Annotated in this window: 18 protein-coding genes; 12 read left to right on the top strand and 6 right to left on the bottom strand. The window is 53.5% G+C overall.

Going from position 1 to position 20309, the window contains the following annotated elements:
• Positions 1–3 precede the first annotated feature (3 nt).
• Genes nrdR through NZ653_05910 form a run of 5 tightly spaced genes read left to right on the top strand, consistent with a single transcriptional unit; the run spans position 4 to position 6679 of the window.
• Positions 4–453, top strand: coding sequence for a transcriptional regulator NrdR (gene nrdR / locus NZ653_05930; GenBank protein MCS7286653.1), 450 nt, complete (start codon positions 4–6; stop codon positions 451–453).
• Positions 453–1736 carry a geranylgeranyl reductase family protein gene (locus NZ653_05925; protein ID MCS7286652.1) on the top strand — a complete coding sequence of 428 codons (1284 nt, stop codon included), beginning with the start codon at positions 453–455 and terminating at the stop codon, positions 1734–1736. Before nrdR ends, NZ653_05925 begins: the two co-directional genes overlap by 1 nt.
• 22 nt (positions 1737–1758) lie before the next feature.
• The gene (locus NZ653_05920; GenBank protein ID MCS7286651.1) at positions 1759–5205 is read left to right on the top strand and encodes an adenosylcobalamin-dependent ribonucleoside-diphosphate reductase; all 3447 of its coding nucleotides are present in this window, start codon (positions 1759–1761) and stop codon (positions 5203–5205) included.
• The gene (locus NZ653_05915; protein ID MCS7286650.1) at positions 5163–5912 is read left to right on the top strand and encodes a class I SAM-dependent methyltransferase; all 750 of its coding nucleotides are present in this window, start codon (positions 5163–5165) and stop codon (positions 5910–5912) included. Before NZ653_05920 ends, NZ653_05915 begins: the two co-directional genes overlap by 43 nt.
• Positions 5909–6679 carry a DUF2085 domain-containing protein gene (locus NZ653_05910; GenBank protein ID MCS7286649.1) on the top strand — a complete coding sequence of 257 codons (771 nt, stop codon included), beginning with the start codon at positions 5909–5911 and terminating at the stop codon, positions 6677–6679. The genes NZ653_05915 and NZ653_05910 overlap by 4 nt, the downstream gene beginning before the upstream one ends.
• Here NZ653_05910 and trxB read toward each other — a convergent pair.
• The 3 genes from trxB to NZ653_05895 are packed head-to-tail and all read right to left on the bottom strand — an operon-like array spanning position 6676 to position 8049.
• A complete protein-coding gene (gene trxB, locus NZ653_05905) occupies positions 6676–7629 on the bottom strand; it encodes a thioredoxin-disulfide reductase (protein MCS7286648.1) in 954 nt (317 codons plus the stop codon). The two genes, NZ653_05910 and trxB, sit on opposite strands and share 4 nt — an antisense overlap.
• Positions 7630–7632: 3 nt before the next feature.
• Positions 7633–7851 carry a thioredoxin family protein gene (locus tag NZ653_05900; protein ID MCS7286647.1) on the bottom strand — a complete coding sequence of 73 codons (219 nt, stop codon included), beginning with the start codon at positions 7849–7851 and terminating at the stop codon, positions 7633–7635.
• A 27-nt stretch (positions 7852–7878) separates the two neighbouring features.
• Complete coding sequence (locus NZ653_05895; protein ID MCS7286646.1) at positions 7879–8049, bottom strand: hypothetical protein; 171 nt, start codon at positions 8047–8049, stop codon at positions 7879–7881.
• A gap of 305 nt (positions 8050–8354) precedes the next feature.
• Here NZ653_05895 and NZ653_05890 point away from each other — a divergent pair, with 305 nt between their 5' ends.
• Entirely contained in the window at positions 8355–8537 is a 183-nt protein-coding gene (locus tag NZ653_05890) for a histidine kinase (protein ID MCS7286645.1), read from the top strand.
• Positions 8538–9051: 514 nt separating this feature from the next.
• Here the strand turns inward: NZ653_05890 and NZ653_05885 are convergent.
• Positions 9052–9708, bottom strand: a complete 657-nt coding sequence (locus tag NZ653_05885) for a L,D-transpeptidase family protein (GenBank protein ID MCS7286644.1) — start codon at positions 9706–9708, stop codon at positions 9052–9054.
• A 71-nt stretch (positions 9709–9779) separates the two neighbouring features.
• On the opposite strand from NZ653_05885, the gene thiI reads away from it, so the two are divergent.
• The 6 genes from thiI to NZ653_05855 all read left to right on the top strand — a co-directional run bounded on the left by thiI (position 9780) and on the right by NZ653_05855 (position 18223).
• Complete coding sequence (gene thiI, locus NZ653_05880) at positions 9780–10949, top strand: tRNA 4-thiouridine(8) synthase ThiI (protein MCS7286643.1); 1170 nt, start codon at positions 9780–9782, stop codon at positions 10947–10949.
• A gap of 1 nt (position 10950) precedes the next feature.
• On the top strand, positions 10951–11784 hold the full coding sequence (lgt, locus tag NZ653_05875; GenBank protein ID MCS7286642.1) for a prolipoprotein diacylglyceryl transferase: 834 nt from the start codon (positions 10951–10953) through the stop codon (positions 11782–11784).
• Positions 11784–13484: a DUF1957 domain-containing protein gene (locus NZ653_05870; protein ID MCS7286641.1), complete on the top strand. Its 1701-nt coding sequence runs from the start codon at positions 11784–11786 to the stop codon at positions 13482–13484. The genes lgt and NZ653_05870 overlap by 1 nt, the downstream gene beginning before the upstream one ends.
• Complete coding sequence (locus NZ653_05865) at positions 13481–14356, top strand: YbgC/FadM family acyl-CoA thioesterase (protein MCS7286640.1); 876 nt, start codon at positions 13481–13483, stop codon at positions 14354–14356. The genes NZ653_05870 and NZ653_05865 overlap by 4 nt, the downstream gene beginning before the upstream one ends.
• 65 nt (positions 14357–14421) lie before the next feature.
• Complete coding sequence (locus NZ653_05860; protein ID MCS7286639.1) at positions 14422–17019, top strand: 6-pyruvoyl-tetrahydropterin synthase-related protein; 2598 nt, start codon at positions 14422–14424, stop codon at positions 17017–17019.
• A gap of 214 nt (positions 17020–17233) precedes the next feature.
• Positions 17234–18223 (top strand): M23 family metallopeptidase, encoded by a 990-nt coding sequence (locus NZ653_05855; protein ID MCS7286638.1) that lies wholly within the window; start codon positions 17234–17236, stop codon positions 18221–18223.
• Here the strand turns inward: NZ653_05855 and NZ653_05850 are convergent.
• The gene (locus tag NZ653_05850) at positions 18207–19028 is read right to left on the bottom strand and encodes an ABC transporter substrate-binding protein (protein MCS7286637.1); all 822 of its coding nucleotides are present in this window, start codon (positions 19026–19028) and stop codon (positions 18207–18209) included. The two genes, NZ653_05855 and NZ653_05850, sit on opposite strands and share 17 nt — an antisense overlap.
• Entirely contained in the window at positions 18991–20127 is a 1137-nt protein-coding gene (locus tag NZ653_05845; GenBank protein MCS7286636.1) for a beta-galactosidase, read from the bottom strand. The genes NZ653_05850 and NZ653_05845 overlap by 38 nt, the downstream gene beginning before the upstream one ends.
• Positions 20128–20309 lie beyond the last annotated feature (182 nt).

Here is a 20309-nt window from a genome sequence, read left to right as displayed (position 1 = left end):
GAAGTGCTGAGGTGTCCTTACTGTGGAAGCACCGAATCCAGGGTGACCGATACCCGCCATAGCCCCAAGGGTATCCGAAGGCGAAGGGTATGTAAGAGCTGCGGGAAGCGGTTTACTTCCTACGAAACCGTGATGGCTACCCCTGTGGTGATTAAAAGGGACGGACGCAGGGAGGAGTTTGACCGGGAAAAGCTTTTAACGGGAATCCGGAAGGCCTGCGCTAAAAGGCCCATTCCCTTTGAAACTATTGAAAACCTTGCCGATGAAATTGAGGATAGAATCCGGGCCATGGGCAAAGCCGAAGTCCCAAGCCGCCTCATCGGTCAGATGGTCCTGGAGAAGCTCAAGGAGCTGGACCAGGTGGCTTACATACGCTTCGCCTCGGTTTACCTGCCCCTGGAGGATCTGGAAAGTCTGAAGAGGGAGATAGAGAAACTCCTGGGAGAGGAGTAATGGTAAAAGTAGAGTCAGGCCTTTGCTCATACTGTGGGGGATGTGTCAGCCTTTGTCCTCAGAAAGCCCTCTCCCTGGCCGAAACGAGGGTTGTGGTCGGTGAGGCCTGTAACGATTGCGGCCTGTGTGTTAGGGTTTGCCCCAGTGGAGCTTTATCTATCCCAAGGGCTACCTCCAGGGCCGTTCATCCTTCTCCTGATTCCTCCTATGATGTGGTGGTAATCGGGGCCGGGCCGGCTGGCTCTATGGCTGCCCTGTACGCTGCCCGCCACGGAGCTTCGGTCCTGCTTCTGGAAAAGCGACAAGAAATAGGGAGCCCTGTCCGCTGCGCCGAAGGGATATCGGCTGAGGCTCTCAGGAGATTCTTTGAACCCATGCCTTCTTTCGTGGCCTCTACCATCACCGGGGCCGCCTTCTATTTCCAGGATGGGAAGACCTTTAAGCTCTGGAAATCCTTCCAGGCCGGGGAAGGTTTTATCCTGGAGCGCCGGATATTTGACCGTTTCCTGGCGGAGGAAGCTGCCAGGGCTGGAGCTAAGGTTCTGGTCAAAACCCCGGCCGTCGGCCTGCTTATGGACGGAGGCAGAATAAGAGGGGTCAGGGTTAAAGCTGCGGGAGTGGAGAAAGAAGTGGAAGCTAAGGTGGTTATAGCCGCCGACGGAGTCGAATCGGAAGCAGGGCGATGGGCAGGGATTAATACTACCTTGCCTCCGAAAGAAGCTATCTCCTGCGCTCAGTTTCTCCTCTCCGGAATTGAGGTGGACCCATCTATTACTCTTTACTACCTGACTCCTGAGTTTGCCCCCGGTGGTTATGCCTGGGTTTTCCCGAAAGGCGAAGGGAAGGCCAACGTCGGCCTTGGGGTGCAGGCCAATCTGGCCAGAGAGCCTGCAATCAATTACCTGGTGCGGTTCATTGAATCCATCCCGGCCCTCTCTAAGGGAAGCCCTGTAACCCTCATTACCGGCCTGGTTCCCCTGCGACCTCTGGAAACCATTGTGGGGCCGGGGATAATACTGGTAGGAGATGCAGCCGGGCAGGTGGACCCCTTGACCGGCGGGGGAATTCCTTTCGCCATGGCTGCTGGAGCTCTGGCAGGAGAAGTAGCCGCTCGTTTTGCCCAGGGAGAATCGCCCCTGGAGGAATACAGAGAAAGGTGGGAAGAAAAGTGGGGAAGGAAGCTCAGGAGGAATTACAACCTCAAAGAGCAATTTCCACCTGAAGTTAGAACAGGGGAGAGTTTCCTGAGGCTTTTCGCTGCTGCCACAGGTTCGGTTAAATAAAACTGGGAAGGAGGGGATAAAGATGACCCTTAAGCTTTCACCCGCCGCCGCAGCTACTCTTAAAAAGCGCTACTTGAGGAAGGATGAGAAAGGCAACGTTATAGAAACACCCGAGGAAATGTTTCGCCGGGTGGCCAAAGCCGTGGCTGAGGCTGAGGAATCTCGGAAGGAAGAGTGGGCTGAAAAGTTTTACCAGCTTATGGTCAGCTTTGATTTTCTGCCCAACTCCCCAACCCTGATGAACGCCGGCACTCCTCTGGGACAACTAAGCGCCTGTTTTGTAATCCCGGTGGATGATGATATGTCCAGCATTTTTGAGGCTGTGAAAGCCACAGCCCTCATTCACCAGTCGGGCGGAGGCACGGGTTTCAGCTTCTCCCGCCTGCGCCCCAAAGGCGATGTAGTCCGTTCCACCGGAGGGATCGCTTCTGGTCCGGTGAGTTTCATGCGAGTCTTTGATACCGCCACCGATGTGATAAAACAGGGTGGATGCCTCTCGGTCAGGACATGGGTCCGAACCACCAGGGGTCTTCAGAGGCTCGGAGCGTTCCTTAACGCTCCTCCGATGGGGGATAACCCCCTGAATGAGGAAGTATTGGGGCGCGATGGCTTTGAACCTGCCTTCCTCGCTCAGGATAACGGCACCGCTGAAGTTTACCGCATAAGAACAGACCTGGGCCTGTATCTGGAGGCCACCTATAACCATCTGGTCCGGGTGGTTACAGAGGATGGGCGAATTGAGTGGAAAGCCGCGGAGAAGGTAAAACCAGGCGACAGGCTCGTGGTGAGGTTAGGAGGGTATACCGGGCACGATGCTTCCCTTCCACCCTGCCCCCTTGAGCATCACGATGTCACCCCCATCACCCTGCCCGATAGGATGAATCCGGATTTGGCGGAGCTGGTGGGTTATTTCATCGCAAATGGCTCTCTTTCCGCTCCGAACGGGAAGCCGGAATGCCTGGTTTTCCATGCGCCTTGCAACACACCGGATGTAGAAAAATGGCTTGAAGAGGCTTTGCGGAAGTTCGGCCTGAACCCTGCCAGGGGGCAGAAGAAAGGCCATGCCTCATCCCTGATTGTAGCTCGCAATGCTGCTCTGGCTGAGTGGTGGCAGGAAGCTGGACTGAACAAAGAAGGGACCGCCCGCGCTGGAATTCCCGCCCTCATCCTCACAGCTTCCCCTGAAAGTGTGCGGGCTTTCCTGAGGGGGCTCTTTGAAGGCAATGGGGATGTTTCCCCGAAAGGGCACGTTCGCCTTCGTAACCCCTCAAAGGAACTCATTGAGCAGGTCCAGCAACTCCTCCTGGCGCTCGGGATCGTCTCACGAGCCGCTGAGAGGAAGAAGGGCGGGAAGCCCGTTTATGAGCTGAGGATATCTCACAGGCCAAGCCTCCTGCATTTTGCCAGAACAATAGGGTTCCGAAGCGAACTCAAGAGACAGCGCCTGGAAGAAAAACTTACCGGAGCTTCAGGCGTCCGCAATGGCCTTCAGCCCAGAGATGAACTCTTGCGGAGCAATCTCTATTACACTCGCGTTACAGATGTAGAAAAAGATAGAGCCTACACCATGGACATAGAGGTGACGGGGGCCGAATTCGTGGCCAACGGCTTTCTGGTGCACAACCGCCGCCGCGGGGCTAACATGGGCATCCTGCGGGTGGATCATCCTGATATCCTGGAATTTATCACCTGCAAAGAGAAAGAAGGGGCCTTCGCCAACTTCAACATAAGCGTGGCTATAACGGACCGCTTCATCCAGGCTCTGAGGGAAGACGGGGAATATGAGCTCATAAACCCCCGCAATGGAGAAGTAGTCAGGCGCCTGAGGGCGAGAGAGGTTTTCAACAAAATCGTGGAAGGGGCCTGGCGCAACGGCGAACCCGGTGTAGTCTTCCTTGATCGGATAAACGAATTCAACCCCACTCCTAACCTGGGGAAAATTGAATCCACAAATCCCTGCGGTGAACAACCCCTCCTCCCATACGAATCCTGCAACCTCGGATCCATAAACCTTTCCAATATGGTTACGGACGACGGCCGTATTGATTGGGAAAAGCTGGAGCGGACGGTCAAGCTGGCAGTTCGCTTTCTGGATAATGTCATCACCGTGAACAAATTCCCTCTCCCCCAGATAAAGGAAGCGACGCTGCGGACCCGTAAAATCGGCCTTGGAGTTATGGGTTTTGCCGATATGCTCATAAAACTCGGGATACCCTATGACTCCGAAGAGGCCTTAGAGGTAGCTGAAAAGATTATGGAAGCCATAGCTTACTGGAGCAAGGAGGCCTCGGTGGAACTGGCCAGAGAACGGGGGCCCTTCCCGGCCTTCGGAGGCTCCATCTACCCCGAGGGCAAACTTCCGCTGCCCGACCCACGAACTTCTTCTTCCAGTTTTGACTGGGTAGGGCTTGTGGAGCGCATAAAGGAGCACGGTATCCGCAATGCCGCCACCACCACTCTTGCCCCTACTGGGAGCATTTCCATCATAGCCGGGTGCTCATCGGGCATTGAGCCCATCTTTGCCCTGGCTTTCACCCGCAAGCATATCCTGGACGAAGATGCCTTTCCTGAAATAAACCCCCTTTTTGAAAAGGTGGCTAAGGAGCGAGGTTTTTACAACCTTGAAATCATGAGGAAGGTAGCGGAAAAAGGCCGGATCCAAGATATAGAGGAGATACCGCCCGATGTGCGCCGGGTTTTCGTCACAGCCCTGGATATAGCCCCGGAGTGGCACGTCCGGATGCAGGCGGCTTTCCAGCGCTGGACCGATAACAGCATTTCCAAGACCATAAACCTGCCCTTTGAGGCAACATTAGAGGATGTGGAGAAAGCTATCCTGCTGGCTTATGAACTGGGATGCAAAGGGGTGACCCTGTATCGGGACCGCAGCCGGGAGGCACAAGTATTAAACGTAGGAGTTGAGGAAAAGAAAGAGGAGGTCAGAGCTGCCCAGCCGGGCCTTCCTGGGGTGCTATCCCCCAGGCCTCGCCCCCTTGTCACCCATGGCACTACCGAGAAAATACCTCTGGGCTGCGGCCGTAACCTCTACGTTACCGTGAACGAGGACCAAATAGGGCTGTGTGAAGTTTTCCTCCAAGTGGGCAAATCCGGTGGATGTGTCGCTTCCCAGTCGGAAGCTATAGGTCGGCTTATATCCCTGGCCCTCAGGAGCGGGATAAACCCCCAAGCTATAGTCAAGCAGCTCAAAGGGATAAGGTGCCCAGCCCCCACCTGGCATGATGGTGGCCCCATCCTCTCCTGTGCTGACGCTATAGCGAAGGCGATGGAGCGGCACATGAAAGCTCAAAAAGGTGAGGGGCAACAGGTATCAGGAGCACCCACAACATCAAAAACTTCCTCAACCTTTGATTTCGGGCTTTCTCCCGAGTGTCCGGATTGCGGGAGCCTTCTGGAATACAGCGAGGGATGCGTTATCTGCCGGAACTGCGGGTATTCCCAGTGCCTCTGAAAGACAGGCAAGAATACTACAGAGCCTTATACCGAACTTTAAAGCCTGGGTGGAAACCTTCCACCGAGGTTTATCAGGAAATTGTGGCTTCTTACCTTGGTCCGGGGGTGAGAGTTCTGGATCTGGGCTGTGGCCGAGGAGGGATCATGGAGCGCCTTCACCCCCGGACTGCCCTTACCGTTGGGGTAGATTACGATTGGGCCTCACTGCGAGAACATAGAGCACCGGCCATTTTCCGGATCCAGGCCCGGGCGGAAATTCTCCCTTTCTTGTCTGGTTCCTTTGACTTGGTGATATGCAGCTGGGTTCTGGAGCACCTGGCCGAGCCAGAGAAAACCTTCAGGGAAATAGCCAGAGTGCTGAAACCGGGAGGCCACTTTATATTCCTCACTCCTAACCTGCTGAACCCAATTCCCCGTTTCGGCCGCGAAGTAGCCAGAGCCGGGTTATTCCTGCAACGAGCCCTTGTGGCGAGCCTTTACGGGCGCCAAAGCCAGGATGTCTTCTACCCCTACTATCGCGCTAACACCCCATCTAAAATCGAAGAGGAAGCCTCAAAAGTCGGACTGAAAAAGGTCTCTCTGCTTGTGATAGAGGACCCCACGTACTTGGCCTTCAACAGGCTTTCCTTCCGCGCGAGCGTTCTTATAGAAAGGTTCATCCCTCCCGGGCGAAAAGTTCACCTGGTAGGGGTTTACAAAAAATGAATCCAGCCCTGAGGGTTTTTCTCCTGCTCTCTGGTCTCTTCGCCCTAGCTCTCCTCACGGCTCTGCCACCTTGGAGCCTTATGGGCAAAGCCAATTTTGTAGCCTCAGGGGTATGCCACCGCCTGCCGGAGCATTCCCTTTTCTTTGAGGGAGAACAGAGCCCCCTCTGTGCCCGCTGCACCGGCACCTACCTTGGCCTCCTTCTGGCTACTATTCTTCTAATTCTCAGAGGAAAATTGAAAAGCGGGCTCTTTCCCCCACTTAAGATCTCTTTAGCCCTGGCGAGCTTCGTAATCCTATGGGGGGTGGATGGCTTCAATTCTTTTTGGGATTTATGGAGGGGAAGCCCTCTTCTCTATGCTCCCTCAAACGGGTTGAGATTGGTCACGGGCCTGTTCTACGGTTTCAGCTGGGGAGGATGGTTCATACCCTTTTTCAACTCCATAACTTTCAAAAATCCGACCCCCCGCAGGAGCCTGGAGAACTTCCGGGAGCTGGCACTGCTCGTCACCGTGGGAGTGGGGTCTGTGGCTTTGATAGAAACCCGGGACCCATTTCTACTATATCCTCTTACTTTCCTGAGCATGGTGGGCCCTCTCCTGCTTCTGGGAACGATAAACGCTATGCTTCTCAAGCTCGCTTTAAACCTTTATCCTGACGGGATAGAAAAAGGAGGAGAATTCCTCCCCCTTTTCTCGGCGGGTATTAGCGCTTCTCTGGTGGAGATAGCGGTCCTTAATTTAGCGAGGGCAGCCCTAAAGCTTTAACCCCTCCACTCTTTCCCCGGATACTCCCTTCCTTCAAGGTGGGCGATGAATTTCTCCGCCTCCATGGCCGCTATGGCTCCCGATGCCGCAGCCGTCACCACCTGGGCTAAAATCCTCTCCTGAACATCTCCCGCCGCAAATACCCCGGGAACACTGGTATGCATTGCCCTGTCGGTTACGATATAGCCCTGCTCGTCCAACTCCAGTTGTCCCTGGAACAGAGAAGTGTTGGGTATGTTCCCGATGTAGACAAAAACTCCATCCACTTTCAGGAAAGATTCCTCGCCGGTTTTGAGGTTCTTGATCCTGACCCCCTCCACCTTCTCCTTTCCCACGATTTCGGTTACGATAGAATTTAAAACGAACTCAATACGGTCGTTCTGGCGCGCCCTTTCCTGAATTATGGCCTCAGCCCGGAGCTGGTCTCGTCTGTGGATTATGTATACCTTGCGGGCGAAACGGGTAAGGTAAAGGGCCTCTTTCACGGCGCTATCTCCGCCCCCCACTACAGCCACTTCCTGGTCTTTGAAGAAAAACCCATCGCAGGTGGCGCAGAAAGAAACACCCCGACCTATGAATTCTTCCTCCCCTGGCACTCCGAGCTTTCTGGGAGAAACGCCGGTGGCAATGATAAGGGCTTTGCACCGGTAATCTCCGGAATAAGTGGTAACGGTGAAAGGATGTTCTCTAAGGTTCACCGAGAGGACTTCATCCATCTGGATTTCTGCTCCGAACTTTTTGGCCTGCTCCTGCATGAGGCGGGTCAATTCCATTCCCGAGATACCTTCCGGGAAGCCAGGGTAATTCTCAATTTCAGCCGTAAGAGCTGCCTGTCCTCCTATGGCTCTCCCGGTTATAACCAGAGTCTTAAGGGCGGACCTGGCGGAGTAGATGGCTGCGCTTAACCCTGCCGGCCCCGAACCTATGATTATGACATCGTATAGGTCCATGGCCTAATCCCCCCTGTTCAGGCTTTCTATCACCTCTATTATAGCCTTTTGGTCAGGAATGCCAACGTAATATCCTGCCAGATTCCCCTTGCCGTCAAAGATGAGGAAAGAGGGAACAGCCCTTATCCCGTATTTAGAGGCTAAATCCCGGCCTGGCTTTCCCCATACGTCCAGCCTCACCAGAGAGGCTTTGCCTGCAAGTCTTCTCTCCAGCCCATCCACGATGGGCTTTGATAGAAGGCAGGCGCTTCAGGCATTGGAGAAAAGTTCCACCACTACAGGATTGCCACCCGTTATAAGAGCGTTGAACTCTTCCATAGACTCCACAGGACTGGGCCGGGTCCTGAGGAGAAGGTATGCCGCTATGAGGATGAGAGCTATCACGATAATGGGTAAATTCTCTCTAAAAAGCTGGGCCATCGTTCCTCCTTTCAGTAAGGTATAATAGCATCAAATGGGCACTCTACAACGCAAAGAAGGCAACCGTAACACCGGCTCGGATCCACAAAGGGTGGTTCCCCTGGATCTACCTGAACCAGGGCTTTGCTTCTGCACACCCTTCTGGCCAAGCACTTCGCGCATGCCCTGCACCTGACCGGATCCACCATCAACCCCGTTTTGTTTCCAGATTTCAAGCTTTCCATCACCCGCTTTCGCCCCTTGACTCTTGCTGGAAATGTGCTAAAATACCCCCTGGGGGTATATTTTACCCGAAGGAGGCTGAGGTGTCAAGGAAAGAAATTGAAACGAGAATTCGGGAACTGGAGAAGAAAATTTCCGATTTGAAGGCTCGCTGGCCCAAGCATTCCGTTCCAACTTCTATGGCCATAGAACTGGAAGAACTGGAAGAGGAGCTCAACAGGCTCAAAGGAGAGCTTTCTTCTTCCACAGAGCCAGATAGCGGTTAGTTTCAGACCGTAAATCTCTCTGGGGAAAAAAGCCGATTTCGGAAGCACTATCGCCGGAGTTCAAGCTGCCGTCCCCTGAATCCGGCGGGAAGCCCCCTTTACAGGAAATGGAACCCCTGCCTCAACTTTTGGGGTCCTGGAAAATAACTTTGCCGCACGCGGACAGCAAGGGCGCCTGCACCATTTGTATATGCACCAACGCAATTCCCGCGATTGTGCAAGGTCATCGCGATGGAGCCAAACCCAGGGCACAGCCTCCAGATGGCTTCGGGGGCCGGAGGAACTTGTAGGATATGAGTTGTGTAATTGCAAGCTTGTCATTCTCCAGGTCCCTGAAGGCTAAAGGGGATAAGACCCAGCCTCAGCCAGGTGCGCATTCGTCTGAGGATTCCGGAACCGGGACAGCTTTATTGCCCTGCTATTGACCCGAAAGATTCAGTCTGCCTGGACCAGATCTGTTTTACCACCGGGATAATGGGGGCGTTAAAAGCCAGGGGGCAATGCTGGCCTCCTGTTAGGGGTAAATAATCACCAGGGTCCCGGGTTTCTCAGGGGAGGAGTAGACAAAACTTGCTCCGGGCGGAAGAGGTGGGTCAGTCCAGTTAAAAAGCCAGCGAGCATCTTCTATCCTCAAATTGACACAACCGCGGCTCATGGGCCGACCAAAATTGTTGTGCCAGTAAGTGCCGTGAAGGGCATATCCACGGTAAAAATACATCACATAAGGCACCTTTCTGAAATAATAACCAGGCCCAGACATATCAGAGTAAAGAAGCTTAAGGTAAATCCTGAACCTCCCCGTTACCGTCGGAGAGCGTGCCAAACCTGTGGAAACGAGGGCCTCAAAAACAGGTTTGCCGTCCTCGTAGGCTACCAGCTTCTGCTGGCGCAGGGAAACTTCTATCCATTTCCTATCCCGATGGGGTGTGGGAGTAGGCGACGGAACAGCGGGCCTGGGGGAAGGAGTGAATGTTGGGGTAGCAGCAGGCGATGGAGTAAAATAAAAGGTAGAAGTAAGGGAAGGCTCTGGCGTAGAAGAGGCAGCTGGTGTATATAGCGTTGAAAGGGGAGACGAGCTTTCCGAGGAAGGAGGAGGCGTATATTTGACAAAATGCTGGGTCGGGGGCATTATTACAAAGAAAAGGAGTGCAACTATAAGGATTAGGTCCATTCCAAGTAATATGAGAGCCAATCCTGCCCAGTTTTTATCAGTATGCATTTCGCAGTCCCTTGGGCGATAGTATGGAGAGCCGGTTTGCTGTAGTTCACTATGCTGAAATAGGGCTTAAAGGGCGCAACCGCTCCTTTTTTGAGCGCGTCCTGGCTGAAAATATCGTTAAACGTTTCCAGGGGGTGGACTCAGTAAGAGTAGAAAGAATGCCCGGCCGTTTCCTTGTTCGGGCCACTGTCCCTCTGAAGGAATCCACCTGGGAAGAGAAGCTTCGCACTGTGTTCGGCATAGCTTATTTTGCTCCTGCTATTCCTACCCCCAGGACTCTGGAAGCCATTGAGGAAGCCGTCTTGGAAAATTTCCCTCAAGAACCTCCCGGCCCCTTCCGGATAACAGCCTCCCGTGCTGACAAGCGTTTCCCTTTGACTTCGCTGGAACTGGAACGCCGGCTGGGGGAGGCAGTTCGCTCCCGCACCTGCCGCCCCGTGGACCTTAAGAACCCGGCAATTACCGTCTATGTTGAAATTACCCACCCTTCCGCCCTAATTTATTTTACCAGAAAAGAAGGGCCTGGGGGGTTACCGGTAGGAGTAAGCGGCAAGGTAGGCCTCCTCCTTTCGGGAGGGATAGATTCCCCGGTAGCAGGTTTCCTGGCTTTGAAGAGAGGGTGCCGGGTCGTTCCCATACATTTCCACAGCCAGCCTTTCGGAAACTGGCTTGCCTCCGAAGAGAAAGCTGTTGAAATCGTCAAGGTTCTCACAGATTGGGGGATGGAGCCTTACGTTTACATTATACCCATAGGGGATTTGCAGCAGGAAATCGTGCTTTCGGCTCCTTCGGCTTTCAGGCTCGTTCTATACCGCCGCTTAATGCTCAGGATTGCTGAAAAAGTTATGGAGAGGGAAGGCGGGCTGGCTCTTGTGACCGGCGATTCCCTGGGGCAGGTAGCTTCCCAGACTCTGGAAAACATTGTGGCCATAAGCCAGGCCGTGCAAATGCCCATCCTTAGACCGCTAATCGGGTTTGATAAAGCTGAAATCATAAAAATAGCTAATTCCATAGGCACCTATGAGATCTCCATAAGGCCAGGCGAGGACTGCTGCCAGTTCCTTATGCCTCGCAAAGTGGCCACAAGGCCCACCCTTGCGGAAGTCCTTGAGGCCGAAAAAGAACTGGACATGGAGCGCATGGTTCGCCATGCTCTGGAAAATATGAGACAAATCCCTGTGAGGAGGAAGTAAAATGTTCCCCTTTTTCCCCGACCCAATAGCTTTCAGGATAGGGCCTTTTGCTGTAAGGTGGTATGGGCTGCTCCTGATGCTGGGAACTCTGGTGGCGGCCTTTGTAGCGGAAAGAGAAGCCCGAAGGCGAGGGTACAACCCTGACCACGTCTGGAATGCTCTGACCCTGTGTATAATCTTCGGAATCATCGGAGCCAGGCTCTACCACGTCTTCTCCAGCCCCGCTGAGGGCCTTGGCTGGAGTTACTACCGCCAGAACCCTCTGGATATAATCGCCTTCTGGAAAGGAGGGTTCCAGGGCCTGGGAATGTATGGTGCGATAGCGGGAGGAGTCTTAGGACTCTTCATCTACACCCGCATTGCCAGACTCAGCTTCCTCCGCTGGGCTGACCTCGGAGCCCTGGTGCTTCCACTGGCCCAGGCTATAGGGAGGTGGGGCAATTTCTTCAATCAGGAACTCTACGGGTACCCCACGACCCTTCCCTGGGGCATAAAGATTGACGCTGCTCACCGCTATGGCCCCTTCACCGATTTAAACAAATACCCGGTGGAAACAACTCTGTTCCATCCCACATTCCTATACGAATCCATCCTTTGTCTCATGGCTTTCGGTTTCCTGATGTGGGTAAACCGACGCTTTAGCTCTCGCCTCAAGGAAGGGGATCTGTTCTTCCTCTACCTGATCCTGTACCCGCTGATCCGCATCATTACCGAGTTCCAGAGGCCCGATGCCTGGAAAGTATGGGGCATACCGGTGGCACAGCTTATCTCAGCAGGTTGTATAATCTTGGCCTCTACTTTGCTTGTATATCGACACGTTTTCAGGAGGGAATAATGCCGCTGGGAGCCTTTACCTTTGTCCTTCATACCCATCTACCCTATGTTCGGATGGCGGGCCGATGGCCCCACGGGGAAGAAATGCTCCACGAAGCCATGGCCGAAACTTACATCCCCCTCCTTCAGGCCCTTTACGATCTGCGTGAGGAGGGAGTGGATTACCATCTGGCCATCGGAATAACCCCTATCCTTATGGAGCAGCTGGCGGATGAAGATGTAAAAAAGCACTTTGTGGCTTACCTTGAGGAAAGGATCCAGCTGGCCGAAGAGGATGCCAAATTTCACTCAAGCCAGGGGGAAAAGGCCATAGCTGCTCTTGCCTATTTCTACAAAAACTGGTACACAGGCATACTGGAAAGTTTCACCGGCCGGTTCGGACGAGATATCCTCGGAGCTTTCCGCCGACTTCAAGATGAGGGTTACATAGAAGTTCTCACCAGCGCTGCCTCCCATGCTTACCTTCCCCTTCTGGACCGAGACTCCAGCATTTACGCCCAGCTCAGGATAGGGGTTCAGACCTACCTGAGGCACATGGGCAGAATGCCCAGGGGTATATGGCTTCCTGAATGCGGGTATCGTCCTGGATTTATGAAAGACCCGAGGCCCGGGGAGCCGATAAAGCATTCCTATTACAAACCCGGGCTTGAGGAATTCTTAGCAGACCTTAACCTTCAATTTTTCTTCACCGATTCCTACGTCATTGAAGGGGGAAGGATGGTGGGGAAGGTGGCAGGCGATGTGGTGGGGCCATACGGAGGAGTCCCCAAGAGAAGGCTTGTCATTAAAACTGATGAGCTGCCCATTGTCCGCAAGGGCACCACTTTCCGCCCCTATTATATTCAAGCTGCCAGGGTAGCTGTCTTCGGCCGGGACGAAGGCACCGGCCTCCAGGTTTGGTCGGCCAGCTACGGCTATCCAGGCGATTACCTTTACCGGGAATTCCATCGGAAAGACGAGCACTCAGGCCTCAAGTACTGGAGGGTGACAGGAGCTCAGGTGGACCTGGGCCAGAAAGAGCTTTACGACCCTGAAAGAGCCAAGGGGCAGGTTAAAATCCACGTGGATCACTTCTGCGGCCTCGTAAAAGAAAGGTTGAGGAACTTTAGCCAGAGCACAGGCCTTTACGGAATAATAATCTCGGCTTACGACACCGAGCTTTTCGGGCACTGGTGGTTTGAAGGTATCCTCTGGCTTAAGGAGGTTCTGCGTTCCCTCTCCCGTGATCCGGAGATAGAATTAACCACGCCTTCTTCTTATCTGGAAAGATATCCCCCCACAGAAGCCATGGCCATCCCTGAAAGCTCCTGGGGGCTGGGAGGTGCTCACTGGACATGGCTTAATCCCGAGACGGAGTGGATGTGGCCTCTCATCCACAATGCTGAGCGCACAATGGAAGAACTGGTGAGGCTTTACCCCGATGGTCCTGAACCCCTGCGGGAGTTCCTGAACCAGGCTGCCCGCGAGCTCCTCCTTCTTCAAGCCAGCGATTGGCCTTTCCTGGTGAGCACTGGCCAGGCCAGAGACTATGCCATGGCTCGCTTCCAGCAGCACCTGGCTCGCTTCAACCATCTTGTCTCCATTGCCCGCCGTGGAGAGATATCCCCACAGGATCAGGAGTTCCTGGCGGAAATTTCCCGTCTTGATAATCCTTTCCCGGACATAGATTACAGGCTTTTTGCCTGGAGAGAACAAGCATGACTCACGTGCATACGGTGCCTTTCAAAGTGCGCCTCTATGAACTTGATAGCCTGGGGCACGTAAACAATGCTGTATATCTGCGGTACTGCGAACAGGCTGCAATGGAAGCCTCAGAAAACGTTGGCTACACTCTGGAAAGGTATCGGGAAAAGGGCTGGATCTGGGTCATAAAGCACACAATCCTTGAGCACGTGGCTCCGGCCTTTTACGGTGACACCATTGAAGTCACCACGTGGGTAAGCCAGATAACCCCAGCCAGCACTTTCAGGGAATATCTCTTGACTCGTCAGAGCGATGGGGCCCTGATAGCCAGGGCCAGGAGCCGCTGGGTTCTCCTTGATGCCAGAAGTGGTCGCCCCATCCGGATGCCTCAGGAGATGCGGGAGGTTTTCCGCCCCAATGGTAAAATTGCTGTCAGAGACCTAAAGCCAATGCGGGGTGAAAGGCCTGTGGAAAAGGCGCAAACTTTCCACCACTTCCGCAAGGTCCAGCGTTATGAGCTGGATTCAGCTGGGCATGTCAATAATGCTGTCTATATGAACTGGTTGGAGCAGGCTAAGTTTGAAGCCATGGCTTCTGTGGGCTATACCAGCGCGCGGCTCAGGGAAATGGGCATAACCATCGTGCAGGTCCGGGCAGAGATTGAATACATCAAACCCGCAATGGAAGGGGACGAACTGAAAATAACAAGCCAGCTTTCCGCAATGGCCCGGACTCACGGGACCTGGGAGCATCATATTTACAGGTGGCCTGCAGGTGAACTTGTGGCAAAAGCCTGGTCCACAGGGGCTTTCCTGAATTCCACCGGTCGGCCTACTCGCGCTCCCGAGGAGCTCATCAGCTCGCTTCTGGAGAAGAATACACAAACGTGAAATTGCAAAGCTTAAATCTAAAGCCGAGGCTTCCCTCAATAGACCCTTTTATCCCCGTATGCATCTTGTTTTCGTTTCTCCTGATAGAACCCATGTTCAAGCCAGGGTTACCCAACACGGCTGATGGCCTTCTGCACTTCTTCAGGTCCGCTCTGTGGCGGTGGAGCTGGGATGAAGGCGTTTTGTGGCCACGCTGGCATACCCTGCTCTATTATGGATACGGGTACCCGCTGTTCAACTTTTACGCTCCCTTCCTCTACATAACAACTTCCACCTTTAACCTGATCCTGCCAGATTTGCTCACCGCTTTCAAGGCCGTCCTGTTCCTGAGCAGTCTCAATTATTCATTGGCCATGTATTTATGGGCTAAAGATATAGTGGGCAGAGAGGGGGCCATAGTTGCTTCTGCTGCATATACCTTTGCCACTTACCGCTTCCGGGAGCTCTACTTTCAGGGAAATTATGCTCAATTCCTGGCCTGGAGTCTCTATCCCTGGGTTCTGTTTTTCTTCCGGCGCCTGTGGGAAGAACCGCGCAGGCTAAACTTTACCGGTGCAGTTTTTTCCCTCACCGCTCTGCTTCTGTGCCACAACATAAGCGCAATGCTTTTCGGGCCTGTGCTTGTCCTTTATCTTACCTGTGTGGTTTTCGTGGGAGGAGATTCCTTCCGCTTTTACAAAAACAGGCTCCCTGCCTTGGTCGGAGCGCTTCTTCTCGCCGGGGCTGGGGGTGCTATCTTCTGGCTCCCTGCCCTTGTGGAACAGCATTTTACCCAAGTGTATGTTCTTACCCGGGGCTTTTTTGATGTCGCCCAGCATTTTCTGCGGCTTCAGGAGCTCTTTGCCCCCTCACCACCGCTGGATTATCGGGCTACGAACCCCCCGATGCCCTTCAATTTCGGCCGATTTCACCTTCTCCTTGCAGGGATAGGCACCCTGGCGGTTTTCCGAAAAGGTTTGAACGCTTTCCAGAGGTGGCACCTGGCCTTTGCCATGGCAGGCACTTTGTTCTCCTCCTTCATGATGTTGCCACCGTCCCTGCCCCTCTGGCGCCACCTGCCCTTTATAGCCTTTACCGAGTACCCTTCGCGGATGTACGGCATAGCCTTTATTTTCTCTTCCCTGCTCGCAGGGGCCTCGGTTTTGTGGGTCAGAGACCTCCCTCTCTTGAGGCTTCCGGCAGTAATTGTCGCCACCGTGGGATTAATAATCTCCGTGTTCTCCTACCAGTTTCCCCGGCCTTTCCTGCCGCTCAAGGCAACACCGCAAGAGTTCGTTTCCTATGAGCAAGCCAATAACGAGCCGGGGACAACTTCTGCCAGCGAATATTTAAGCGTATGGACTGTAAAGGTCCCTGAGGCCCCAGCAATAGAGCCAGGCCTTTTGCGGAAAGCTCTGGTCAAGGGCGAGGCGGAAATCCTGGAAGTGAAATCTAACTTCATGAAGTTTAAGGTGGACCTTCACGAGCCTATGGTGCTTGAAGTGGCTCAGTTCTACTTTCCGGGCTGGCAGGGGTGGCTTGATGGGACTGAAATCCCTCTGAAGCCCTGTCCGGAAAGCGGCCTCATTTGCCTTGAAGCTCCCCCTGGGGAACACATCATTGCCTTAGCCTTCAGGGATACCCCTGTACGCAAGTTCGGCAAATTTATTTCACTCCTGGGGTTACTTTTAACTTTTGCTGTAAATCTATGGCTCAAGGGAAAACGGGGGCAGAAACGACAGGAAACCGATGGGGCCCGGAAGGAAAGCTCAATTTTGGCGCTTGTTGTGGCAGGGATTTTAATCCTAAAAGTTTGGTGGATAGAGCCGCATACTTTCTGGTTCAGGCTGCAATCTCCTCCGGGCAAAGCCTTGCCAGCTCAAAATTCTGTGAATTTAAGGCTCGGAGATAAAGTAGCCCTTATAGGTTACGATCTTGAATCAAAGGTTGTGCGCCAAGGGGGCGAATTGCACGTAAGGCTTTACTGGCAGGCTTTGAAATTTCTGGACAAAGATTACTCATCTTTTGTGCATTTAATCGGCACCGATGGCCGCCTGTACGCCCAATCGGATTCAATGCACCCTGCCTATATCCCAACGTCCACCTGGAATCCCTCGCTATACGTCGTAGATGAGCACTATGTGCGCATCCCCCCAGATACCCCACCGGTGGCTTTCAGTGTAAAGGTGGGATTGTATGAGCGCGAAACAATGCAGGGGTTGGGGACCATAGAGCTTTCGGAGTGGGTAAACGTTCAGCCCAGACACCCGGTAAAAATACCCATAAAATACCTTCAACTTTTCCCCGACGAAGGCATAAAGCTTCTCGGATACCACCTGACCAAAGGAGATTACCTCCTAACTTTAACCCTCTACTGGCAGGCCAACAGGAAGGTTTCCCGCGATTTTCAGGTTTTTGTCCACCTCGTGGATCACCAGAATAAAATCATCGCCCAGGCCGATGGCCCTCCCGTCAGAGGGCTTTACCCCACTTCCAGGTGGCTCCCAGGACAGGTTATAGAAGATGTCCGGCGTATTCCCGTTTCCCCCGGGGTAAGCCCGGAATTAGTTTTAGTTGGTCTCTACGAGCTTGATACCCTGAGGAGGCTCCCTGCCTTTAAGGAAGATGGGTCAAGATGGGAAAACGATAGCATACAAATAGATGTGCGAAGGGGCCTGGAATAAGCACGTGAGCCACGAAGGCTTTTAAGCAACCGCAGACGAGAGGGCAAGCCTGGTACGCCAGATCGCCCAGGATCAGGCACTCAACGTTCTCTTTTCACCGCAGACTTTCGGAGTCTATTTACATCCTTCAAGATGACCTTTATTCTTGGGGCTTTTGCTCCCTGGACCGGGCAGTGTTATAATCCGAAAATAATCCTGAGAGAAGGAGGGGCCGTTGAGAGTTAGAAATTTCCTTGGCCTTTTAATATCTTTGCTTATCTCGGCGACAGTGGCAATCTCCCAGGTTTGGAAAAGCCCCTCACCGCCGCAGCTTCTGGTAACCCCTACCCCTACTTTTACCCCCACTCCTACCTTCACTCCTACTCCAAGCCCAACTCCCACACCTTCTCCAACTCCCCTTCTAACCCCTACTCCAGTTTCGTCCCCTACGCCTTTTGTAATCCCACAGGCTAAAATCCTTGAGCCATCTCACCTGTGGCTCGCAAGGCCTATATCTTTGAAAGACGGGGGGTGGGTTAATTTCTTTTACCCTTACGGAACCACCGGTGGAGGAGAATACCTTCTCCATCACGGCATTGATATAGCCGGGAACCCGAATGCGGAAGTTCTGGCGGCAGGCGATGGAGAGGTGGTGGTGGCAGGAAGTGATCTGGAGGTTGCATACGGTCCCACTACTGATTTCTACGGCAATCTGGTGGTGGTGAAGCTTGAGCGGGATTACAGAGGCAGGCCTGTGTATTACCTTTATGGCCACCTTTCAAAGGTGTTGGTAGAACCGGGCCAGAGGGTGAGGAAGGGTGAACCAGTGGGCTTTTTGGGCAAAAGCGGCATAGCTCTGGGTTACCACCTCCACATGGAGGTCAGAGTTGGAGAAAATTCCTATGCTTCCACCTATAACCCGCTTCTATGGATGGAACCCCTTCCCCGGCGGGGTTTGGTGGCAGGTAGGATACTGGATGCTCAGGGGAAAATGCCGCCGGAAGTTTTAGTGATCCTGGAAGGGAAAGAACGAAGGGAAACCCGGACATATCGGTCCGGCCCAGGGATAAATCCCGATGAGGAGCTTGGGGAAAACTTCGTTTTTGGGGACGTAGAGCCGGGCGAATACATGCTGGAAGTTAAGATTGGCCCTCATCTTTACAGACGGAAAGTAGTGGTGGAAAGCTGGAAGATCTCCTTCGTGGAGATCAGGGCCATAGATTAGCTGGGCGAACCCCAAAGTATTTTTCCGCCAAGGAGTGGAGGAATCCTGTCTCCCGCAGGCGGAAGAGGGCTTCGTTTATTTTTCCCAGCAATACTTTATTTTTGAGGTTTACGACGGCGACATAAGGGGTGCTGACCAGAGCGGGGGCCAGGACCTTTATTCCGCCCTCTCGTCCCCAGAAAAGGTAAGCAGATACAGCGTCGGCAAAGCAAGCTTCAGCTTGGCCTTCCTTAAGAGCACGGAGCGCTTCTTCAACGGTTGGGTAAGGTTTTACCTCCAATTCTCCAAGCTTTATTTTCAGGCGACGGGCTTCTACATCTCCCGTGGAACCCCATTCCACGGCTACCCTTTTTCCTTTCAGGTCATCCGGAGAGCGGATGTTCTCTTCGTTCTCTCTCACCACCATCATGAGGCCGGCTTCAAAGTAGGATATAGAGAAGGCCACATCCTGGGTTAACAGGGGATCGTAAGGCAGGGCCGAGATGGCTATGTCACATTTGCGCGCTTTTACAGCATCGTAGAGGCCATCAAATCCCACTGTAGCTATTTCCACCCTGAGGCCCAGGTGTTCACCGATGGCTCTGGCCATTTCCACATCAAAGCCCCGGATTTCCCCGGTGGTTTCGTCCACGTATTCAAACGGTGGATAACTTGGGTCAAGGCACACGGTGACGGCTCCACGCCTCAGGATTTCCTCCCAGGTTCCGTTGCCACGGAAGAGGAAATACAGGGCAATGCCTGCAAACACAATGGGTAAAGGCAGGAGTCTAAGGAGATTTTTCTTCAGCCAGTTCGCCACGAGCATATCTCTGCACCTCAAAGTATATGGGCTTTGGGGTGAAATCCACTGCTACAAAAGTGAAGTAATCTTGATAGGTATGGGTTGCCCAGGGGTAACGGAAGGCCCAGATGCAGAGGGCCAGGCACCATTCCCACTCCTTCAAGGCTATTTCGTAAGCCCTTATGGTGTAATGTATCCGCTGGGCCGGCCGAACAGCTTTGCTCCAGCGGGGGTGGTCGTTCCATCCACCTTCAGTTATGATGATGGGTTTGTGGGCATCGCCGTTTTCTACCATTATCTGACGCAGGAGTTCAACCCGGCGGAAGTTGATCTTATCCGGTGCCGGTGGATCATCGGGGGGAAAGGTCCAGCCGTAGGAATGGACGGCCAGAATGTCAAAGTGATCCTTAGCCCCAGCTTGATACATCCTTCTCAGGTATTCCAAGTCGTTCATTCCCCATGGGTCTCCGGGTGGGGCGAGGGTTGGAGCTAAAGCTCCTGCCAGCACTTTAATTTCAGGGTCGGCCTCTCTGGCGCGCCGGTAAGCAATTTTCAAGAGCCTGGTATAGGCTTCGGGGTCCACAGGGCGGTATCCCCATTCCAGGCTGATATTGGGTTCGTTCCAGATGATAATGTAGTTGATTTTTCCCCGAAAGTGGTCCACGAAGGCGTAGACGAAGTCTCCAAAGTCTTCAAAGTTTTTTTCATCCAGGTAAGAGAATGCGGATTCTTTTGGGCGAGCCCACTGGGGCACGAACCCCAATCTGGCTATAACGGTGAGGCCCTGGTTCAAAGCGTGCTCAACCACCATATCGGCGTGGTCCCAGTTGAAGAAGCCTTTCCTGGGTTCATGGTAGGCCCAGGGGAAATATTCCACAATCCACGGGGCGCCCATTTCCCGAACCATCTGGAGGGTGCGTTTTATTTTCCATTCTTCCACTTCATCGGTGAGGCGGGTGTGGACTCCCATTTTGGGATTTATGGTCACTACCTTTTGAGGGGGGCCCAGAGTGACGAGGATGGGGGCGGGCTTTATGGCCCACCAGAGGAGGATGAAGGCTATGAGGCCTCGCCAGAGAAAGGGTTGTTTGGCCAACTTAGTCAGGGTTTGAAGGCTTTTCACTTAGTTTTTAACCTCCTTTCGTTTTTGGGGGCACATCCCCCAAGCCCCCTGGGCCCCCAATTTCCCCACCCTCGTGGGCTTAGGGTTTACCACGGTTAAGGGCCCCACTCGTGGGCAGGATGCAAGAGGTTGCTGCTCGCTCCCTTTTTGAGTTTTTGAGGGACACCCCCAAACCCCCGGGA

It is taken from the genome of Anaerolineae bacterium (genome assembly GCA_025062375.1).
Taxonomy (GTDB): Bacteria; Chloroflexota; Anaerolineae; order SpSt-600; family SpSt-600; genus SpSt-600.
Note: the sequence above shows the minus strand (reverse complement) of the source record. Positions and strands in the feature narration are given on the sequence as shown.

What these genes read in the sequence shown, in the direction of transcription:
- NZ653_05910 (MCS7286649.1), top strand. Translation starts at nt 5,909, where the DNA reads ATGAATCCAGCCCTGAGGGTTTTTCTCCTGCTCTCTGGTCTCTTCGCC.
- trxB (MCS7286648.1), bottom strand. Translation starts at nt 7,629, where the DNA reads ATGGACCTATACGATGTCATAATCATAGGTTCGGGGCCGGCAGGGTTA.
- NZ653_05915 (MCS7286650.1), top strand. Translation starts at nt 5,163, where the DNA reads ATGCGTTATCTGCCGGAACTGCGGGTATTCCCAGTGCCTCTGAAAGAC.
- lgt (MCS7286642.1), top strand. Translation starts at nt 10,951, where the DNA reads ATGTTCCCCTTTTTCCCCGACCCAATAGCTTTCAGGATAGGGCCTTTT.
- NZ653_05850 (MCS7286637.1), bottom strand. Translation starts at nt 19,028, where the DNA reads ATGCTCGTGGCGAACTGGCTGAAGAAAAATCTCCTTAGACTCCTGCCT.
- NZ653_05920 (MCS7286651.1), top strand. Translation starts at nt 1,759, where the DNA reads ATGACCCTTAAGCTTTCACCCGCCGCCGCAGCTACTCTTAAAAAGCGC.
- NZ653_05895 (MCS7286646.1), bottom strand. Translation starts at nt 8,049, where the DNA reads ATGGCCCAGCTTTTTAGAGAGAATTTACCCATTATCGTGATAGCTCTC.
- NZ653_05885 (MCS7286644.1), bottom strand. Translation starts at nt 9,708, where the DNA reads ATGGACCTAATCCTTATAGTTGCACTCCTTTTCTTTGTAATAATGCCC.
- NZ653_05870 (MCS7286641.1), top strand. Translation starts at nt 11,784, where the DNA reads ATGCCGCTGGGAGCCTTTACCTTTGTCCTTCATACCCATCTACCCTAT.
- NZ653_05865 (MCS7286640.1), top strand. Translation starts at nt 13,481, where the DNA reads ATGACTCACGTGCATACGGTGCCTTTCAAAGTGCGCCTCTATGAACTT.
- NZ653_05925 (MCS7286652.1), top strand. Translation starts at nt 453, where the DNA reads ATGGTAAAAGTAGAGTCAGGCCTTTGCTCATACTGTGGGGGATGTGTC.
- thiI (MCS7286643.1), top strand. Translation starts at nt 9,780, where the DNA reads ATGGAGAGCCGGTTTGCTGTAGTTCACTATGCTGAAATAGGGCTTAAA.